We start from the raw sequence: 18,247 nt of genomic DNA on the forward strand, positions 1-18,247 counted from the left end.
ACTCCTTGAATACTGCCAAATTCAGGCTTGAAACGAAGTCCGCAAATTGTTGCAGAGCGACTTTAGCGAACCTGACCCAGCACCCTGAATTCCGGCCATGTAGGTGTTAGCGATTCATCTGAGGAAACGATGGACCATGAAGCGCAGATTCAGCGACGAGCAGATCATCGGAATTATCAAGGAATACGAAGCCGGGATGAAGGCTTCTGACATTTGCCAGAAGTATGGCATCAGCGATGCGACCTTCTACAAGTACAAAGCCAAATTTGTCGGCATGAACGTGTCAGATGCTAAGAAGCTGCGATCTCTGGAAGACGAGAATGCCCGGCTCAAGCGAATGCTGGCGGAGGCGATGCTCGACAATGCCGCACTCAAAGATCTTGCGACAAAAAACTACTGACGCCTGACGTAAAGCGCCGTGCTGTGCGGGACGTTATGGACCGGCATGGCCAGAGCGATGCCATTGGCCGGCAGGCGATTGCCTGCAATCGCTGAGAGGCGTCGAGCATGCCGTCTTGCGGGCCTGGACCGCTCAACGTTCCAGTACCGGAAACAGGATCAGGGTGACGCGGCCTTGCGCACGAGGCTGCGGAAGTTGGCGACCGAACGCCGCTGGTTTGGGTTCGAAGGCTGTTGTCATCATTGTAAATCGTCAAAGTGGAATTGGTTGACCCGTCCGAGGCAACCGTGATCGCATGCTCTTCGCGTATGTCATCATCGCCGTCGCCATCAAGATCACGCAGGATCGTCTTGGTCCGTCCATCCGCGCTGACATCTTCCTGAACGCCGGCACGCAACGAGCCGTCGCGGTTGGTCGTCGCAACGGTTTCCGTGCGGCTGTCATCTGCATGCACCGTCACCGTGTGGGTCACGATGGTCTCGTCCAGACTGTCGCCGTCGGCGTCAGTACCGTCGGTGCGGACAGAACCGTCGCTCGTAACGGTTTCGGAGCGGCTGGTGATCACAGAGCCGTCCTGCGCCAGATCACTGACAACAATCGTCCAACTGCCACCGAGGTGTTCGGTGCGCACCTCGCGCTGGTCGTACCAGCCGCCGCCCATCAGATCGCGCTCGATGGTCTCAATCTTGTCGCCGGTTCCAGCGTCCACGCTCGTCGTGGTCACGATGCGTGTCTCAAGCACCGCCGTCGCCGCGTTGCTGCCGGAAAGGTTCGTTTCCGTTTCCGTTCGGCTCTGGTCCGGATTGACCACTGTCACGATCGTCTGGATCCGGTCGACAACCCCATCGCCATTGTCGTCATAGCGGTTGGTGATATTCAGCCCGTCCGTGCTGGTGACCGAGTGGATCTCATAGGCCTTGCTGCCGTCCGCCGCATAGGCGGTTGAGGTCAGCACGCGGTTGCCGCTGCCATCCGTCGTTTCCACCTGCTCAACCCGATGCCCCTGGGCCTCCGAGGCCAGCAACATGTCACCGACAGTACCGGTGGTCCCATCAGAACGGGTGAACGTCGTCTTGCCGGTGATCACCGAGCCGTCGGAAAGCTCGATGTTGGTCGCATCCGCCGTCAGGTCCAGTGCGGTAATGCCTAGCTCGGCCAGGGTCTTCGATACGATCGACCCGTCCGCATTGGTCACCATCAGCTTGAACTTGGAAAAATCCGCATCGCCGGCATCCAGAACGCCGTCGCTGTTCGTGTCGAACACGGAAGCAATGGCTTCAAGATCGCTCGTTGCCGTTGGGTCCCACTCGGTGAAGATAAACTGCCGCTTTTCCGTGATCTCGTTGCGGCCATCCGGGTCGAAATACAGGACCCCGTCGCCCTCGCCCGCCCAGGCCGTGCGGCGCAGGAAGCCGTCACCTTCTGAATCAAGGAAGACGGTCGACCGGTCCAGCGCCGTGACCTCAAGACCGTCACCATCAAGATCAAGAAGAACAGGCTTGCCCTGACCACCACCATTGCCGCCAGACTCGCCGTCGCTTTTGTTGTTTCCGTACTTGCCTTCGTGTTCCGCGCGGTTGTGCTCGCGTGCGCTGACTTCACCATCATTGTCGTAATCACCAAGACCACCACTGCCGATGCCCGTCTCACGCGAACGCGTCGTGTCAACCGTCGAACTTTCGGAGTCGCGACCGGAATTCTGGTTGGAGCCGGGAGCAGCGCGCTCACCTTCTCTAATGCTTTTTGCAAACCTTGCTTCTTGCTTCGAAAATGCTCTTGGATCAGAGATCGCTTCTGGGAGAATACCATTAACACTTCTATGAAGCGTGTGTTCACGCCAAGAAGCATAATAGATATCAGAGTTGCTAAACCCGCCGTCCCTTGCCATGCCAAAAGCAAGTGACTCCCCATGAGCGCTTGGCGTGTCTCGATAACTGCTAGGTAGGCCAAGTCGATAGCCAAGGACGTCTTCTCCATTGAGCGATTGATGCCTTCCGTCGATCAGTTCGACAGTCGCATTCCCGTCCCGAGTCAGCCAGTTGGCATACTCAAAACCACTACCATCACTCCAGGAATCGTTGTGCACGCGCACACCGCCAGCGACATAGGTATGGAAATCCTCAACCTCAAAATTGTAGGTTTTCCAGCCCTTCTTGTAGACCGGCTTCAGTGCAAGGTTGCCGTTTTCCGGATAAACATACCCTTCGGCCTGCTCAAACATATCAGCGGTTTCGGAAGAATAGACGATACGCTCAGAAGTAACTTCTGCTTCGGAGCCGTCAGCAAGCACAACCGTGCCGCGCCCACCCGAAACAAGGCTCTCAATTTCCTTAAAACCACCTTGCGCCGCAAGAAACTGATGACCGGGTGTAGTCACAAGCTCCTTTTTCTCACCACCTTCAATCCAGGTCAGGCGCAACCATTCTTCTGTAACATTTGTGAATGTGCGGACGACTTTATTTAAGACAAGCTCACCACGCCCCCCTCCCACGAAAGGATCGAATGCAAGTATAGTATCGCCAGTTTTTATGTGCTCAATTGCCTTCTCTGCGCCTCCAAACAGAGAAATCGGCGTCCCACTGACAAAGCACTTCCTTGTAGTAAAAACTTCAATATTCTTAATAATGTCGTCCACTAATAGATTGTCAGTCAGAAATGATCTTGACATTTCGACTGCCATTGGGCCTGAAATAATCCAAGTATATTCGAACTCAAAAGCTCCATTACGAAGCACTTTCTTATCCATGCTTCGTACAAGATACACTTTGGTTCCTGGGTCGCCGGGAAGTGAACCGAATGGCACTGCCATTCCACCGCCAACAAACTTTCCTTTCTTTATTAATTGACCTTCAACAGCAATACTTAACTTACCCAGATGTTCGTAGTGACCGACACTAATCCCTCCCTCAAAATCTAGTCCGCCAAAGTTGCCAATACCAATTCCAGCACCGAATGTAATAGCAGCATACGGTTCAAACTTTGGGACTATTGCGACACCAGGCGCTACCCCAACCATTAGCCGCTCAAAAAAATTCATACTCGAATAGTCTGGGTGACTGACTTCCAAACGCGCTGAGGTTCCAGCAGAGAATGTGACTTCAATAAAGTCTGGCGAACCTAGTACTTCAGCGACTGGAAAGGGCGTATTTTCTGACAAGGCACGAAGCAATTTTTGTGCGCCTGGTGTATTTATTGGTATTTGCCTAGCAATGCCGACACCTAAGGAAATATCTCCCGTAGTTTCCGAAACCCTGCTCGTATAACCTGTCATTCTGCCCACCGTATTGGATTGGATTTAAATGAATTACACTTCGCTCAAAATCGAATAATCCAAATTCTCGAAAATATTAAATAGTATTTACCGCCTATTTTTTAAGAATTCTCGCTAGAAAATCAAAAAACAACAAAGAGAGGAAAGAAATAATTGTAATTACACTCACAATCAAGGAAGCATTGTATGATAGTTCAGAAACTTCAATGTATTCCTCCCCGTTCTTTAAGTAAAAACCACCTCCATCGGAGTATCCGTTCAGCGCCACACCACCAAGTAAAAAATACAAAACAACGAAAACAAAGAAGCAAAATATGGAAATAAATAACAAGTAGGCACTCATGTTACTGAATAATTTTTGCAAAAAAACAACCATGTGAACTCGCATTCAGAAGAAGAAATACTTTCAATCCAGCTTCTTTATCTTCATCCCATCCAAAGTGTAATGGAAGCTACAGAATACAGTCCAAACCAACCCCATTGAACACAATTTTTGCAAGAGTCTAAGTTACCTCAACATAATTCCCCCCAACCGTCTTCAGACCACACCGCCTAAAGAACTGGTCACTCTCCGCCGCGCTGATGCCATTGGTAACGTGCACCAGGATATGGCTGCAATTCCGCTCCTTTGCCCATTGCCGGATAGCCTGCATCAGCCGGAGGGCGACCTTGCCTGCCAGCATCGTTCCAGAGAGAGAACTGTCGTAATAGAGCCCGGTTACGGAGCAGACGAGCGCGCCTTCACCCAGGAAGTACTCACCGGCATTGAGCGAGGCAAAGCCGACCGGCTTTTCTTCCTCATTGAGCGTCGCGAGCAGCAACCCGTGCTGATCCGGCTGCCGGACGACCTTGTCGAATAGGGCGCGCGCCTTGCGCTCGGAAAACGGAATGTCGCGGAAGATGGTTCTATTGTGGGCGTCCCTGACGAGGTCAAAGGCGGCATTGAAATCCGCCTCGCTATCCCGCGCGAGCCGAACCAAGATGCGGCCTGAATTGCGCGTGGCGTCCGGCTGTTTGGACCCGGACATATCGCTTCCTCGCACAACGTTTGTCGGCACAGTTTCGCCCGCTCCGCCGGACGCAATCTGCTCGCGCCCGGAGAGATCAGAATTGCTTCTGTCCACCTTGCCCCATTCCCCAATTTGACCGGCAAAAGCACGCTGCCTCATGCGCACTTAAAACGGTCAGGGCTGCCTGGCGGCAACCCAAGATAAGTTAACAAAACCTTAGCAATAGTACTAAGTGACGTGCAACCGAATTTATTCGATTTCCGGTTGAATTTTGAACTTCCGCAGCGTTCTCAATCGGGTATCCGAACAAATCGCGCCTCACGCCGTGTCACTGGTTGCAAGGCCTCTGATGATTTCGCGTTGCCGCTCACGCGGCACCGGCATGTAAGCGGTAACTGTTGTTGCCAGATGCTCATGGCCCATGTTCTGGGACCAGGCCTTGCGCTGTTCGATTGTGGCGCAGATCTTGTCCATCATCATAGCATGGGTTTTACGCAGCCAAAGTAGTGAGCAATTGAAAAGCCTTTTCGCACTGAACCTATTTTTTGGAAATTCCCCGAATAGAACCAACAGGACCACAAAAAAATATTGGTAGGAAAGTTAAGACTTGGAGTGATTTTAGCGCCTTCAATTTTAATCGTTGGAGCTTGACCATTGAAAAGGTCAAATCTCCCGATTACCAGATCCTTTCTCTTTATCAATCTTCAACTTTACCGATCCGATTTCGAGATTTTACGGCTGCAAATATGCCCCGTAATAAGCGTTATCAAAATTACTGAGATCTCAGTAAATAACGGTATAGACATAAAAATAATCATCCTAACAATTAATAAGTAAATTATCAATACCGCAATGCAAATGAATAATACTTTAAGGAAATTTAACACAGGTAATCTCATTTTTCTACTTTGGAAATCCAGCCTCCTCAAGGCACAACGCTTAATTGAGACTGCCATGTAATGGATTTCAAAAAAAGTATCCGATTTTTTCTAGGGTTCGCAGAATTCCTCAATCCCCGCTTCGAACCAAACAACGTTACACACACTGGACCAAGTCAGTCGCGGACGTCCACACCGAGGTCACGTTGGGTCGCACTCCACACGTTCACAGATAAAGATACAGGTAAATTTTGCAGCTATAATGCCAGCAAAGTTTGGAGCAAACCCGCGAAAAGAGACGAGAGTTCCAAACATTCATCTAGACGTGAGGATGTAGTGTTAGAGATTAAGTCAATAGATATGACCTGCTCAACAGAAAGAGGTCAATTGTATTTTAACGCCGCGGACCTTCCTGAATTAGATAAGGGAATTATCACAGTAACACTAGATATTGGAGATGAACACGAAGAGGCATCTTCTCTCTTTTCGTTTTATATCGTAATCGGTGAAGATCAAGAAGCAAAACAAATGTACGAGAGTTATGTTTCTGACAATTATCCGGCAGTGTACTTTTGTAATTTTAGTAAATCATCAATCACTGATACAATAAGCGAAAGATTTAAAGATGCGAACAAAGGTAACTTTGAAGACAGCTTACCATTTTTGAGGAAATTATTTTTATGGGAATTCGAGGGTGAGAAAATTCTGGACTAGATTTTGAATAAGCATTTGCCCGTATGTGCACTATTGAAAGTTGAATTTGTCGCACGTGAAGAAACCGCAGGCTACTGATTTGCATTGATTTGAAGCCTTTTCGGGTACTAGTTGTTGCAAGTTTTCTGCTTCAGACGAGCATTTCCTTGCAACTTTACCCAGCGACCTGGCTCGAGTCCGTCTTTAGTGAGACGCACCATTTTTTCTATTGAGTGTTTCTTGTAGGTCGGTAGGGACAGCGTGCTGATAATAATAGCGCGCTCCGATCTTGTTTAGACGCTTCAAACCTATTCCCCTTGGGCGAAATCCAAACTGTATTCCACCAGGTTCCATCAGGAAATCGACCAAAACTCCAGGGTTTCCGGCAATTGTTTGATATAGGAAGGAAAATTAGGTAGATGGCGGAGAGGAAGGGATTCGAACCCTCGAGACGGTTGCCCGCCTACTCCCTTAGCAGGGGAGCGCCTTCGACCACTCGGCCACCTCTCCGGCTCGACCCGTGTACGAACAAAAGCCATCAAGTTCAAGGCGTAATTTTTGCCGCGATAACTTTTTCCACGTCGTGCGATCAGGTTGCCGATCGTCAACGCGCAGGGCGCGCGGTTCCACAAACGCGGTTTTCAGTGAGTGCGTGGATATTTCCATGCGGGCCCAAAGCGGCTTAGGGTATCCATGTTGCAGCCCTGCCAACGCCGCTAAAGCACACGGGCGGTGGGCTCGGTCAGCTCCCGCCGTCGCGGGGCAGGTTCCGCGCGCGGCAGCCGGCTTCACGCTGCCGCGTCAGAACAAATGCAAGGGTTCAGGTGCCGTCGGGCCGGCGGCCCTTGACCCCATCAATGCATCGACAGCCATTCACGCGCGGAGCGCTGTGCTTCGGCGATCTCGGACGGGCTCATTTCGCCGGAAATTTCCTTGCGGTACTGGGCGGCGTCCTTGTTGCCTTTCAAGGCGGCGATGTTGAACCATTTATGAGCTGTCACCAGGTCGGTCGCGCCATTGCGGCCACAGGCGCTGTCCAGACCCATCTGGAACAGGATGTCAGCAGTAACGGGCTTTTCGCCCATGGCGGCCATATCAGCCGAATGAATTTCAAAACGAGCCATAACGCTCCCCTTTCGTCCTCTGTTAGACTTCCCCAGAAACGCAAGTATTTGCGAATTTTTCCCCGGCGTTTCTTGAGGTCTACTTCAACAGGAGCAGTTAAACGGCTCGTAAAAAAACAGGTTTAACGCAAAGCGAACAAAACTTTAAACAAGTCTGAAATTTACACTGTGGTAAGCATGAGAGGGCGATTTCCTCAAATATTTCAAGCAAATTACCCCGGAAATTCACTGACCGCATAAACGCTCTGTTCACCAAGCCGAGAGTTTGGTTTTCTGGTTGAGCGCAGCAGAGGCCATTCCAACCCCATTCAAGAGACGGAGCCGGAAAGTGTCAGAAAATGTCATCGTCTTTCTTCACGGAACCAATGCCGCTTCCTGGACGCTGGACCCGATCCGCCACTTTTTCGAGGCTGAAGGCTATGCGTGTCACAGCCCTGTCTATCGTTTCCACGACCTTGCGGAGGGAGACCAGCGGACACGGGCGCTGAAAGGCACAAGCATTGCCGATTATGTCGAGGACATTGCCGCCTTCATCACGAAGCTCGACCGCAAGCCCATCGTAATCGGGCATTCCCTTGGAGGCCTGATTGCGCAGCTGCTGTCCGCGCGCGGGCTGATAGAGGCAGGCGTTCTCATCAACAGCAGCATCATCAATGGAACGGTCCCGACCACGGAGATGGAACGTGCTCTTGGGAAGATGTTCATGTCAGCCGGTCCCTTCTGGGAAGATGTCCCCGGACAGGATTTCGACTTGCTGGCGGCATACGGGCTCAACACGATGCCGGTGGAACAGCAGCACGAGATCTGCAACCGGCTCGGCACAGAAAGCGGACAGGTGCTCTTTGAACTTTTCTTCTGGATGTACGACGTCAATCAGACGACCAGGGTAGACTTTACCCGTGCAACTGCGCCCCTGCTGTTTCTCTCTGGGAGCGAAGACAAGGTTGTGCCGCCGACAACAGCCAAGACGATGGCGGATCGCTACGGTGCACAGGCGACCTTCGTCGAGGTTCCTGGAAGATGTCACTATATGAAGCTGGAAGAAGGGCGCGAAAAGCTCGCACAACACTGCCTGGAGTGGATCCGCGCGCTTTGACGTAAGCCGAAATTCTCCTCCCGCAGACGATCCGGGCCAGTGACCTCACGAAAAAAGCCGATCACGCGACCTTAGGTGACGGGTTTTCAAGTCCAGATCCCCCCGCGATTTGGCCCTACCCCGTCGCATCGTAAAGGCCGAAAGTGTGGCGTAATCGGTCCTGCAGATGCGGCGGGGTTTTGTTTTGAGATGGCGCGCGTGTGCTCGCGGCGAGCTCAATATTCCTAAATCAGAGCAGCATTTTCTTGTAGCCGAGATGGCTTTGGTCATAGCCGAGCCGCCGATAGAAGGGGTGCGAGCCTTCGCGTTCGCGGTTCGATGTCAGCTGCAGCATGCAGGCATTGGCTTGGCGCGCGAGGTCTTCAGCGTGCGCCATCATCTTGCGGCCAACACCCTTGCCGCGCTGATCAGCGCGCACATGAACGCTTTCAAGTTCGACGCGCGGCCGGCCCATGAAGGCCATCCCCTTCAAAAAGTGGATCTGATATGTGCCGACAACCTCGTCTGCCTCGTTGAGCGCAACATAAATATCAACCTCCGGAGCTGCGATGAGGGCATCGAGAGCAAACCGGTAATCCTGCCAGTCGTCGAATTCCCTGTCCTTGCGCACGCTCGTCGCACCGGCGTTGATGATTGCCACGATTTCGCGGAGATGGCTGACCGCCGCTTTTTCGATTCGGATCTCAGGTTCCACTGTGCGCACCAATTTCCCTTGAAGAACAATGGACTGCACCGCGAAGCAGACCGCATTGCGGAGCCCGGGCGCCCGATTGCTAAAACTTGATTCAAATGCGTTTCACCTGATGTACCAAGATTTAAACCGGCGTCCATACCCTTAGGTTGAATTTCGATCAGCTTGTGGAGCTTAGGCGTGACTGACTTGGGCGGTTTGGCAATGGCGGCCGGATGCGGTGCAATCGGAGCAGCTTCCGTTTGGGGGCTGTCCGCGTCTGCACATCCCAACGCCATCAGAAGGGGGCATATCTGCTTCCTGAGCTACAGCTGGCCTGTGAAGTGCCTGGCCGCGTCGCTCGTGCCGATGGCGATTTTGTTTGTCTATGCGATGGCGCATGCACCGGCGAAACAGATCGCATTTGCCTTTGTCATCACAGCCGGCTTTCTCGCGATGACGATCTTCGTCAACTACCAGGTGTTCTTTGTCCGCCTCGGTTACGACCGCAACAACATTCACTTCAACAGTCCGTTCTTGAAGAACAAGTCGGTGTCGTGGGACAATCTGGAATATGTCGGACGTTCCGCCCTCGTCCAGGCAGATTATATCGAAGTCGCCGGGATCGGCCGGATCTGGTGCTCCAGCTTTTCGAACGGTTATGACGAGCTCGGGCAGTTCCTGGAGCGCAAGACGGATACATTGCTGACGTCTCAAAGCTAGTGCGTTCTGCTTTATCGGCAGAGTGCTTCGTTCGAACCCAGTTCCGCAACGCCCCACCATGTGGTTCGCCACCCATCCTCTTTCCAAAGATGCGGCCATGACCCGGTCAGATATTCCACAGAAACAGGCTCACCGGTTTTTCCGAAGACAACTTCCTTGTAGCGCTGATCGGCCGGTTCATCAGGCCGCTTGTCGCCCTCCTCCCAGATGAAGAAGCATTTTTCACGCGGAGGCACCCGCGCCGGAATGGCGTCTGTAACCACGCGTGCGCCCGGGAAAAGCACCCGCAGATTTCCGCCGGTATAGCCGTCATCGGCGACCAGGGTCGCCTCGCCCGCACCAAGTGCCTCAAGCGGTGACTTGAGGTCTGCGTAAGGCTTCATGTGCCGGCACTTGCCGCCGCACCAGAACTTGTCGGGTGCCGCAAGGCCCGGGACACGCGCAAGGAAGACGACCGCAACTGTCGCGATGACAATTGTCGCAAGCCAGCGCCATTGCCGGTCAAAGCCGAACCGTTCAAGATCGGCGAACAGGTAGATCGGCAAAAGCAGCATCAAGGGGTGCATGTGGCGCTCCTTGACGTAGGTTGCGCCGGTAATCGCAATCATGACCGCCGTCAGCAGAACCATCGCCAGCACCGTGCGCCCGCACAGGCGGGCAACATCATTGACCGCGAGCGTTGCCGGTTCCTTCCTGCCCAGGTAGCGCGGCCAGAAGATCAGCAGCAGCACAGGCACCAGGATGACAGAAAAACCCAGGAGGCCGAAGGCAAGTTTGCCAAGCCCCTCTCCTACCCGGGCGATGTGGGAGGTCTCCGATGCGACACCCATGGTTTTCGAGACGGAGGCAAAGAGTTGCAACCCCTCGGTCAAAATCCACACCGCGTATGGGCTGTAGACGATTGCGGCGGCGACTGGCACGAGAACCAGACCCGACAGCCTGATTTTGGCGCGCCACGCACCGTCGCTGAGCGCGGCCAGAACGAGCGCCACAACAAAGATCGGATAGGAGTGCTTGCCAAGCAGACCAGCGCCGGCGACGGCGCCAAACAAAAGATAAAAACCCAACCGCCCGGTATCGAGCGCCTTGATGAAGAAAAACGCGCTTGCCGCACACGCCGTGGTCAGGACGACGGTATGGGTTACACCTTCGTGAAGGTTCCAGCCGAACTGGTAATAGAGGGAATAGGAAAAGGCGCAAAGCGCTGCAAGCCGTGGATTTTCAAGCGCCTTGCGCGCTATCAGAAACAGAAACAGCGCGGCAACTGAAATCAGGCAGTATTTGACGAAAAGAGCCGACCAGATTGTCGGACCGAAGACCTGCTGCGCGGACCAGAGCAGCCACTCATAAAGCGGCGGCTGGCGAAGCATGTAACCCGGCTCCAGTGTCTGAACGAGCACGTTTTCGAACATGTCGTCGGTGCCGAGAACCGGTGTCGACATGGCGCGCAGAAAAAGGTGTGCCAGGCCCCACAAGGCAACGATGCCCCAGACGGCCAAGGGTGTGGCATAGAACGGAGTATCAGCGCCGCGGATTGGTGCTTCTGGCAAAGACTTCATAGCAAGCGGGATACATGATTTCCGATCCCATGTAACCCATCAAACAAATGCGGCACCGGGAGAGCGCCTGTGCAAGAGACGCCCTCCGCCGGTTTGGTTCGTGTCAGAGCGCCGGAAGCGGCGGCAGCGGTGTTTTCAACCACTTCTGCGACAGTTCATCGAGCTTGCCGTTGAGCTTCTTGTGCAGGACGAACACATTGACCCATTGCAGCAGATCAATGTTGCCGGTCTTCACGCCAATATAGGACGGTGAGTTGGCGATGATGAACTTGGTTTCCAGGTTGAAGTCCGGATTGTCATTCGAAATTCCGAGCGCAACCATGTTGCCGGTGACGATTACGTCGGCCTGTCCCGAGACGTAGGCTGCGATCGTGGCTGCATTGTCGCCAAATCGAATGATCTCTGAGCCTTCCGGCGCGTCATCGGTAATCGCAAGATCCTCCAGGGTCCCGCCAGTGACTGCAATTTTCTTTCCGGCAAAGTCGGCAATCGTTGCCACCGAAACGTCCGGTTTGGCAAATGCGCCGGAAAAGAAAGGCGCATAGGCATGCGAGAACCAGATCGACTTTGCCCGTTCAGGATTGGCACCGAGCGTTGAAATGACCAGATCCACCCTGTCGGTTTCAAGGAACGGAATTCTCTGCTTCGACGTCACCGGGACCAGTTCGAGTTCGACACCGAGATCTTCGGCAATCATCTTGGCAACGTCGATGTCATAGCCTTCGTATTCGCCGTCCGCGCCAAGGGACCCGAAAGGCGGGAAATTCTCGGGCGTTGCGATCTTGATCGTTCCGGCCTGCAGGATGTCCTTGAGCTCGGCAGTTGCCGGACTGGCGAAAACAAGCGCAGCCGACAGTAAAACTCCTCCAAGACCAGTTAGTTTCTTCCACATTTCGCGACCCTCCTTTTTGGTTGAACAAGAGCGATGTTTCAGGCGGCAGCCTTGCGCCCGCCCGCCGATGATGCCGATCCGAGCCGCTTTTCCAGGCGGCGCGACCAGACGGACAATGGAAAACAGAGACTGAAATAGATGATTGCCATCAGCGGATAGATGACGAACGGCTGGGTGCCGGGCACCGGCGAATTCGCCCAGCGCTTCCCGATCGTCATCAGATCATGGAACCCGATGATATAGGCAAGCGAAGTTCCCTTGATGATCTGCACCATGAAGCCGATTGTCGGCGCGATCGCCAAACGCACGGCCTGCGGCAGTATGAGCAGGATCATGATCTGCAGCAGCGTGAGACCGAGGGCCTTGCCGCCCTCGTGCTGGCTGCCGGGTACTGCAAAAATAGCACCGCACCAGACCTCGGCGAGATAAGCGCTGGTGTAAAGTGTCAGGGCAAGACCGGCAGCATGCCAGGGATCGACGCGCAGGGAAAAAAGATGCGGCACCCCCAGTCCCAACAGGAACAAAAGCATCAAGAGCGGAACGGACTGGAACAGCCACGTGTAGACGGTCGAGAGACCGGACAGATAGCGGCCAGGGGTCACGCGCGCCGCAGTGACAATCATGGCGATCAGGCCGCCCCCGACAAAGGCGATCAGCGACAGATAGATCGTGTACTGGGTCGCCTCCAGCAGCTGAAACAGGACAATGCCGAAAGGCTTGCCCAAAACATCGGCGAACAGGTCTTTCAACGGACAACCTTCCACCTGAAGAGCCTGTCGTGCAGAAGACGCAGCGCGCTTTTGAACATCAGCGACATGAGGACGTAGATCACGGTCAGGGTGAAAAAGACCTCAAAGGAGCGAAAGCTCCGGCTGTCGATATAGACGCCTGCCCAGGTCAGGTCGGTCACACCGATTTCTGAAATCACACCGGTCGTCAAAAACAGGAATATGAACTGGCTGTTGAGCGAGGGGTACATGGCCGCGACGGCCTGCGGCAGGCTTACCTTTACGAAACTCAGCCATCTCGGGATCCCAAGCGCATCCGCCGCTTCGCCTTGCCCTGTTTCAATAGAGGCAAGGCCCGCGCGCAGGATTTCTGCGAAATAGGCAGAAAAATTCACCGAAAGCGCCAGCAGAGCATGTCCCCAGAACGGCCACTGGTAGCCGAACAGGAGCGGCAAGCCGAACGCGATGAAGAACATCTGGACGATCAGCGGTGTGTTGCGGATGAATTCGACCCATGCCGTCGCAAGGTGCATCAGAACCGGCACCCGGTAGTGCCGGAAGGCCGCGAGAAACAGCGCAGCGATAAAGCCGAATATACCGCCGCCGATCGTGAGAAGGCCGCTGACCAGCGCTCCCTGAAAGAGAAGCCAGAGATACTCAGGATTACGATAAATTTCGAAAAATCTCAGATCAGCCACTTCGACTGATCCGCCAAATTGTATTGTACAAGGACGCCCCCAAGCCCGCTTGAAACCCAGGGATCTTCTGCAACGTGCGTGCCAAGAGGAAATTGACTTAACGGCCAACGCTTCGCCCTGCTTAAGGGCGCATTCCAGCGCGCAAACGCTCAGAAAAAAGGCAGCCAGCTAAACAATTGACCAGTTATTGCCGCAGGTGCACGGGCAGTTTACCGGTTCGCGAAGCCGGTCGTATTCCGGTTCTTTCGCTGATGGCAGCGCTGCCGATTGTTGAAATCAGGTGCCGCTCGGTCTTCGGCTTCAGCTGCGGTAGGTCGCCAGTTTGAAGGCCGCAAACGAGAAAAAGACACCCAGTCCGGTTTCGATCCAACGCCGCTTGCGACGATAAAAATCAACGACAGGCCGCGTTGAAAAGGTCAGGGCATAGGCAAGGTGGCCGAAGACAGACATCAACGTGCAGCTGACGATGAGCGCAAATCCGACCCATATCGGTGCGTCCGGACCCAAGCCGATGCCAACAATCGCAATCCAGTGAAGGGCTGCCTTCGGGTTGGTCATCTGAATGACGAGACCCTGAAGCAAGAGCCGCTGCCCGGTCGCCGGCTTTGCAGCAAGATTTGCGCCCGGCGATGCCGCGGAACGCAACGCCTTATAGGCAAGCCAAAGAAGGTATAGTGCACCCAGCACTTTCAGGATCGTGATCGCATGCGCGTAAGCTGCAATGAGCGCTGTCAGGCCGGCAACGGTCAGTGTTGCCCAGATGCCGGATCCGAGCCCTACGCCAAGCGCGAGCTTTGCGCCGGAGGCGCGCCCGCGTTCCATGGACGTCCCGATGATTGCGAGTATGTTCGGGCCAATGCTGACAAAGCCGACCGCGAAGATACCAAGCGCCAGCAAAAGACTTGTAAGATCCGCGTTCATGTTAGGTCCCGGCACATCCTGGTGTCATGCAGCGTAGTGGGAAATCCTGTTGCCCTAGATGCAGCGTAACAAATCTTTCCGCCGGACCTCAATCGAGGAATGTCCAGGTGTCCGCGCCATCAAAATGGCGCAGGCCAATCGCTTCGATCGTCCCAGGTTCTGCGAGACGCAGATTTACTGCCATGCGTCCAATGCCCTGCTCTGCGATCCCCTCCCAGTGGGTCGTCGTACCGCAAGTCCGGCACGTGTGGAAAGCAATCTCCTTGTCACCGTGCGCGTAACGGATCGTTGCTTCGGGTACGGCTTTTACCGTGATGTCGCACGCTTCCCCGTGTCCCCAGACAGCGCCGAGGCGGCGGCAGATGGAACAGTTACATGCAACAGCATGCCTCGGCAGCGCCCTCAACTCGAAAGAGACGGCGCCGCAGTGACAGGTTCCAGTGATGGGCAACTTTAGTTCTGACTGGCCGCCGTCACTGGACATGGGTCACTCCAAGCCGATTTTCTGCTTCAACAGGTCGTTGACCGCCTGCGGGTTGGCTTTGCCCCTGGATGCCTTCATCACCTGCCCGACAAACCAGCCGACGAGGTTGGGCTTTTCTTTCGCCTGTTCGACCTTGTCTGGATTAGCGGCGAGGATCTCATCGACGATCGCCTCGATCGCGCCGAGATCGGTAACTTGCTTCATTCCGCGATCTTCGACGATCTGAGCCGGATCACCACCTTCGGTCCAGACAATCTCGAACAGATCCTTGGCGATCTTCCCGGAAATCGTCCCTGCCTTGATCAGGTCGATGATAGACCCGAGTTGATCAGCAGATACAGGGCTTTCGGAGAGGTCATTACCTTCCTTGTTGAGGCGGCCGAAGAGTTCGTTGATCACCCAGTTGGCCGAAAGCTTCGCATCGCGGCCCTTGGCAACCTCTTCAAAAAAATCAGCGGATGCTTTCTCAACCACCAGGATATCCGCGTCATAGGCGGTCAGTCCGTAGTCGCTCACGAACCGGGCCTTCTTGTCGTCCGGAAGTTCCGGAAGGTGACCGGCAAGCTCAGTGACAAAGTCCTGGGTGAACTCGAGCGGCAGCAGGTCCGGATCCGGGAAGTAGCGGTAGTCGTGCGCCTCTTCCTTGGACCGCATGGACCGTGTTTCGCCTTTCGCGGCATCGAAAAGTCTGGTTTCCTGATCGATTTCTCCGCCGTCTTCCAGGATCGCCACCTGGCGGCGGGCTTCATATTCGATTGCCTGGCCGACGAAGCGGATGGAGTTGACGTTCTTGATCTCGCAACGCGTGCCGAATTCGCCACCCGGGCGGCGAACCGAGACGTTGACGTCCGCGCGCATGGAGCCCTGGTCCATGTTGCCGTCGCATGTGCCGAGATAGCGCAGGATCGTGCGCAGTTTCGTAAGGTAGGCCTTTGCTTCATCGGAGGAGCGCAAGTCCGGCTTGGAGACGATCTCCATGAGCGCGACACCTGATCTGTTCAGGTCGACAAAGGACATGGTCGGATGCTGGTCGTGCAGCGACTTGCCGGCATCCTGCTCCAGATGCAGACGCTCGACACCGATCTCAACCTGCTCGTCAGGCATGTCGAGCAGGATCTTGCCCTCACCGACAATCGGCTGTTTGAACTGGGAGATCTGGTAGCCCTGTGGCAGATCCGGGTAGAAATAGTTCTTGCGGTCGAACACGGACTTCAGGTTGATCTCCGCTTTCAGACCCAGACCGGTGCGGATCGCCTGCCGCACGCACTCTTCGTTGATCACAGGCAGCATGCCGGGCATGGCCGCATCGACGAGGCTGACATTGCCATTCGGATCCTTGCCGAATTCGGTCGAGGCGCCGGAAAAAAGCTTGGCTTCGGAAGTCACCTGGGCGTGGACTTCCATGCCGATCACGATTTCCCAATCGCCGGTCGCGCCCTTGATGAATTTCTTCGGATCGGGTGTGCGTACGTCGACAATCGTCATCTTCGTCAAAAATCCTGTTCTGTTCGATTTCGCGCCAGGCCAAACAGCTCAGCAGTCATGTTGCGGCGCGATTTTTGTCCGCCTGTTGACCTATTCGGGAATTGCCCCGGCTGCAAGGATTTCCTTATGCGTGGTACCAGCTTTCGCACAAACAGCGCGCGAGGCGTGCCGGCTTGCGAAAACGAACCGACGTCTAACTGTCTTTGAGGGATTCCTGCTGCGCGGTAAGTTCTGAAAGCAACTTCTTTGCTTTTTTCCACTCTCCCGCCCGGATCAATAGTTGCTCGGCGCGTGCGAGGTCCTGTTCGATCCCATCGCCATTGATCAACAATCGCGCCAATTCGTAGGCGGCGTTTTCCTGATGCCCAAACGGCTTGCTGTACCAGCGTGGCATGGTTCCAAGCCGGATCGCGTGATCGGCGTCCAGCGTGATCACAGGCGGTGTGAATAAGAGCGGCGGTCTAAGTGCAATCTCGTACCATTTAATCGCTTCGGTGACGTCGCGTTCCCGGCAAAAGTAGAACTTGTGATTATGACAATTGCCGAGCCTGTTTGCGGCCTGTGTTTCGCCGGCTTCTGCCGCCTTGACCAGCCACTTTTCAGCCTCCTGATATTCGGACTCAGAATTCAGAATCAATGACCAGCCAAGCTCTCTCATTGCCTGAAGGTGACCTGCATTCGCAGCTATCCGAAGTGCGTTGTGCTTTTCGGTCAGGCTCAGGCCGGAATCCCTTTTCCAGGTAAGCGCTGCACCGGGATCACCGTCATTCATCAAGACCCTGACGCGATCCAAATCTCGATTGCCGGCGTTCAGAAGACGGTCGGCATCACCAATCCCTGCCTTTGCCGCGCGCTCAAGCCAGAACGTGTTCTTGTCGCGTTCCTTGCGATTGTCCTGACCGTAATTGACGCTGAACATGGCAATGTTCCAGTACGAAGCACCGACACCCGCAGCGCCAGTCTTCTTCCAGGCGCCAATGGCGGATTTCGTTGCCTCCTTGCGAATGTCGCGGCCAGCATTGATGGATGCGCGGTATCTGAGCGCATGATAGTTGCTGTTGCCTATCGGGTCTCTTTGCAGGCGCAAGACCCAATAGACCCATTGGGCCTGCTCAAGACTTCCAGCACGCACCAATTCGGCAGCTTTCGCACGTTCCCAGACCCGAACGAATTCCGGCGGAAACACAAAGACGGCCAAAAGCGCGATCGCAACAAGGGCGGCAGAGATCCTTCCAATCATCTTGCCGGAATATCACGCGCATCTAAACAACCGTTTCAGATTGATGAGAAAATCGTCTGCAATCTGGAAATCAACCCGGGTGTCATCCGTTTTCCGGCTGGTTCTGCGCCTGTCCGGTACGCATGATGAAGCCGATCAGAACGGCGACTGCCTGATAGAGCTCGACCGGAATTTCCTGGTCGATTTCGATCTGGGACAAGGCCTCCGCCATCATCGGGTTCTGCTCGATGGGAACACCGGCTTCTTGTGCGAGCCTTTCGATCTGTTCCGCGATCGATCCGGTTCCCTTTGCCGTTACGACGGGCGCGCCTTCGTTTTCATAACTAAGGGCGACGGCGAGCTTCTTTTCGGGTTCGTCTTTTGGTTCCATGCCAG

18 protein-coding genes and 1 tRNA gene are annotated in these 18,247 nt (G+C 54.4%); 4 read left to right on the forward strand and 15 right to left on the reverse strand.

The features are described 5' to 3' along the window. The first annotated feature begins 136 nt into the window (after positions 1–136). The gene (locus tag Q0915_RS13300) at positions 137–400 is read left to right on the forward strand and encodes a transposase (RefSeq protein ID WP_299472008.1); all 264 of its coding nucleotides are present in this window, start codon (positions 137–139) and stop codon (positions 398–400) included. Here Q0915_RS13300 and Q0915_RS13305 read toward each other — a convergent pair. From Q0915_RS13305 to Q0915_RS13315, 3 genes are all read right to left on the reverse strand, one after another. Beyond that, a complete protein-coding gene (locus tag Q0915_RS13305; protein ID WP_299472009.1) occupies positions 372–3,671 on the reverse strand; it encodes a hypothetical protein in 3,300 nt (1,099 codons plus the stop codon). The two genes, Q0915_RS13300 and Q0915_RS13305, sit on opposite strands and share 29 nt — an antisense overlap. A 503-nt stretch (positions 3,672–4,174) precedes the next feature. Next, the gene (locus Q0915_RS13310; RefSeq protein ID WP_299472010.1) at positions 4,175–4,795 is read right to left on the reverse strand and encodes a GNAT family N-acetyltransferase; all 621 of its coding nucleotides are present in this window, start codon (positions 4,793–4,795) and stop codon (positions 4,175–4,177) included. A gap of 204 nt (positions 4,796–4,999) precedes the next feature. Continuing rightward, the gene (locus tag Q0915_RS13315) at positions 5,000–5,155 is read right to left on the reverse strand and encodes a hypothetical protein (protein WP_299472011.1); all 156 of its coding nucleotides are present in this window, start codon (positions 5,153–5,155) and stop codon (positions 5,000–5,002) included. Positions 5,156–5,895: 740 nt separating this feature from the next. On the opposite strand from Q0915_RS13315, the gene Q0915_RS13320 reads away from it, so the two are divergent. Beyond that, positions 5,896–6,273 (forward strand): hypothetical protein, encoded by a 378-nt coding sequence (locus tag Q0915_RS13320; RefSeq protein WP_299472012.1) that lies wholly within the window; start codon positions 5,896–5,898, stop codon positions 6,271–6,273. Between the two features lie 399 nt (positions 6,274–6,672). Here the strand turns inward: Q0915_RS13320 and Q0915_RS13325 are convergent. Together Q0915_RS13325 and Q0915_RS13330 are read right to left on the reverse strand one after the other, a co-directional pair. Next, a tRNA-Ser gene (locus tag Q0915_RS13325) sits at positions 6,673–6,762 on the reverse strand. A gap of 344 nt (positions 6,763–7,106) precedes the next feature. Next, positions 7,107–7,376, reverse strand: a complete 270-nt coding sequence (locus tag Q0915_RS13330) for a hypothetical protein (RefSeq protein WP_299472013.1) — start codon at positions 7,374–7,376, stop codon at positions 7,107–7,109. A 328-nt stretch (positions 7,377–7,704) separates the two neighbouring features. On the opposite strand from Q0915_RS13330, the gene Q0915_RS13335 reads away from it, so the two are divergent. Beyond that, complete coding sequence (locus tag Q0915_RS13335; protein WP_299472014.1) at positions 7,705–8,472, forward strand: alpha/beta hydrolase; 768 nt, start codon at positions 7,705–7,707, stop codon at positions 8,470–8,472. 229 nt (positions 8,473–8,701) lie between these two features. On the opposite strand, the gene Q0915_RS13340 is transcribed toward Q0915_RS13335, so the two are convergent. Continuing rightward, positions 8,702–9,166, reverse strand: a complete 465-nt coding sequence (locus tag Q0915_RS13340) for a GNAT family N-acetyltransferase (RefSeq protein WP_299472015.1) — start codon at positions 9,164–9,166, stop codon at positions 8,702–8,704. 177 nt (positions 9,167–9,343) lie between these two features. Between Q0915_RS13340 and Q0915_RS13345 the strand changes: the two genes are divergently transcribed. Beyond that, positions 9,344–9,865: a hypothetical protein gene (locus Q0915_RS13345; protein WP_299472016.1), complete on the forward strand. Its 522-nt coding sequence runs from the start codon at positions 9,344–9,346 to the stop codon at positions 9,863–9,865. 11 nt (positions 9,866–9,876) lie between these two features. On the opposite strand, the gene Q0915_RS13350 is transcribed toward Q0915_RS13345, so the two are convergent. From Q0915_RS13350 to Q0915_RS13390, 9 genes are all read right to left on the reverse strand, one after another. After that, positions 9,877–11,424: a glycosyltransferase family 39 protein gene (locus Q0915_RS13350; RefSeq protein WP_299472017.1), complete on the reverse strand. Its 1,548-nt coding sequence runs from the start codon at positions 11,422–11,424 to the stop codon at positions 9,877–9,879. Between the two features lie 103 nt (positions 11,425–11,527). Beyond that, complete coding sequence (locus Q0915_RS13355; RefSeq protein WP_299472018.1) at positions 11,528–12,316, reverse strand: transporter substrate-binding domain-containing protein; 789 nt, start codon at positions 12,314–12,316, stop codon at positions 11,528–11,530. 38 nt (positions 12,317–12,354) lie between these two features. Beyond that, positions 12,355–13,065, reverse strand: a complete 711-nt coding sequence (locus Q0915_RS13360; protein WP_299472019.1) for an amino acid ABC transporter permease — start codon at positions 13,063–13,065, stop codon at positions 12,355–12,357. Next, positions 13,062–13,742, reverse strand: a complete 681-nt coding sequence (locus Q0915_RS13365; RefSeq protein ID WP_299472020.1) for an amino acid ABC transporter permease — start codon at positions 13,740–13,742, stop codon at positions 13,062–13,064. The genes Q0915_RS13360 and Q0915_RS13365 overlap by 4 nt, the downstream gene beginning before the upstream one ends. A gap of 300 nt (positions 13,743–14,042) precedes the next feature. Beyond that, positions 14,043–14,663, reverse strand: coding sequence for a LysE family translocator (locus Q0915_RS13370; protein ID WP_299472021.1), 621 nt, complete (start codon positions 14,661–14,663; stop codon positions 14,043–14,045). An 88-nt stretch (positions 14,664–14,751) separates the two neighbouring features. After that, positions 14,752–15,147: a GFA family protein gene (locus tag Q0915_RS13375; RefSeq protein WP_299472022.1), complete on the reverse strand. Its 396-nt coding sequence runs from the start codon at positions 15,145–15,147 to the stop codon at positions 14,752–14,754. Between the two features lie 3 nt (positions 15,148–15,150). Continuing rightward, positions 15,151–16,632 carry an Asp-tRNA(Asn)/Glu-tRNA(Gln) amidotransferase subunit GatB gene (gatB, locus tag Q0915_RS13380; RefSeq protein WP_299472023.1) on the reverse strand — a complete coding sequence of 494 codons (1,482 nt, stop codon included), beginning with the start codon at positions 16,630–16,632 and terminating at the stop codon, positions 15,151–15,153. 193 nt (positions 16,633–16,825) lie between these two features. Next, on the reverse strand, positions 16,826–17,872 hold the full coding sequence (locus Q0915_RS13385; protein WP_299472024.1) for a hypothetical protein: 1,047 nt from the start codon (positions 17,870–17,872) through the stop codon (positions 16,826–16,828). 82 nt (positions 17,873–17,954) lie between these two features. Next, positions 17,955–18,242, reverse strand: coding sequence for an EscU/YscU/HrcU family type III secretion system export apparatus switch protein (locus Q0915_RS13390; protein ID WP_299472025.1), 288 nt, complete (start codon positions 18,240–18,242; stop codon positions 17,955–17,957). Positions 18,243–18,247: the final 5 nt, after the last annotated feature.

The sequence above is a fragment of the uncultured Roseibium sp. genome (genome assembly GCF_947494555.1).
Classification (GTDB): Bacteria; Pseudomonadota; Alphaproteobacteria; order Rhizobiales; family Stappiaceae; genus Roseibium.

Bases quoted from the DNA above. Each gene is read 5' to 3' on its own strand.
- Q0915_RS13300 (WP_299472008.1), top strand. From the start codon at position 137: ATGAAGCGCAGATTCAGCGACGAGCAGATCATCGGAATTATCAAGGAA.
- Q0915_RS13305 (WP_299472009.1), bottom strand. From the start codon at position 3,671: ATGACAGGTTATACGAGCAGGGTTTCGGAAACTACGGGAGATATTTCC.
- Q0915_RS13315 (WP_299472011.1), bottom strand. From the start codon at position 5,155: ATGGACAAGATCTGCGCCACAATCGAACAGCGCAAGGCCTGGTCCCAG.
- Q0915_RS13330 (WP_299472013.1), bottom strand. From the start codon at position 7,376: ATGGCTCGTTTTGAAATTCATTCGGCTGATATGGCCGCCATGGGCGAA.
- Q0915_RS13350 (WP_299472017.1), bottom strand. From the start codon at position 11,424: ATGAAGTCTTTGCCAGAAGCACCAATCCGCGGCGCTGATACTCCGTTC.
- Q0915_RS13355 (WP_299472018.1), bottom strand. From the start codon at position 12,316: ATGTGGAAGAAACTAACTGGTCTTGGAGGAGTTTTACTGTCGGCTGCG.
- Q0915_RS13370 (WP_299472021.1), bottom strand. From the start codon at position 14,663: ATGAACGCGGATCTTACAAGTCTTTTGCTGGCGCTTGGTATCTTCGCG.
- Q0915_RS13375 (WP_299472022.1), bottom strand. From the start codon at position 15,147: ATGTCCAGTGACGGCGGCCAGTCAGAACTAAAGTTGCCCATCACTGGA.
- gatB (WP_299472023.1), bottom strand. From the start codon at position 16,632: ATGACGATTGTCGACGTACGCACACCCGATCCGAAGAAATTCATCAAG.
- Q0915_RS13385 (WP_299472024.1), bottom strand. From the start codon at position 17,872: ATGATTGGAAGGATCTCTGCCGCCCTTGTTGCGATCGCGCTTTTGGCC.
- Q0915_RS13390 (WP_299472025.1), bottom strand. From the start codon at position 18,242: ATGGAACCAAAAGACGAACCCGAAAAGAAGCTCGCCGTCGCCCTTAGT.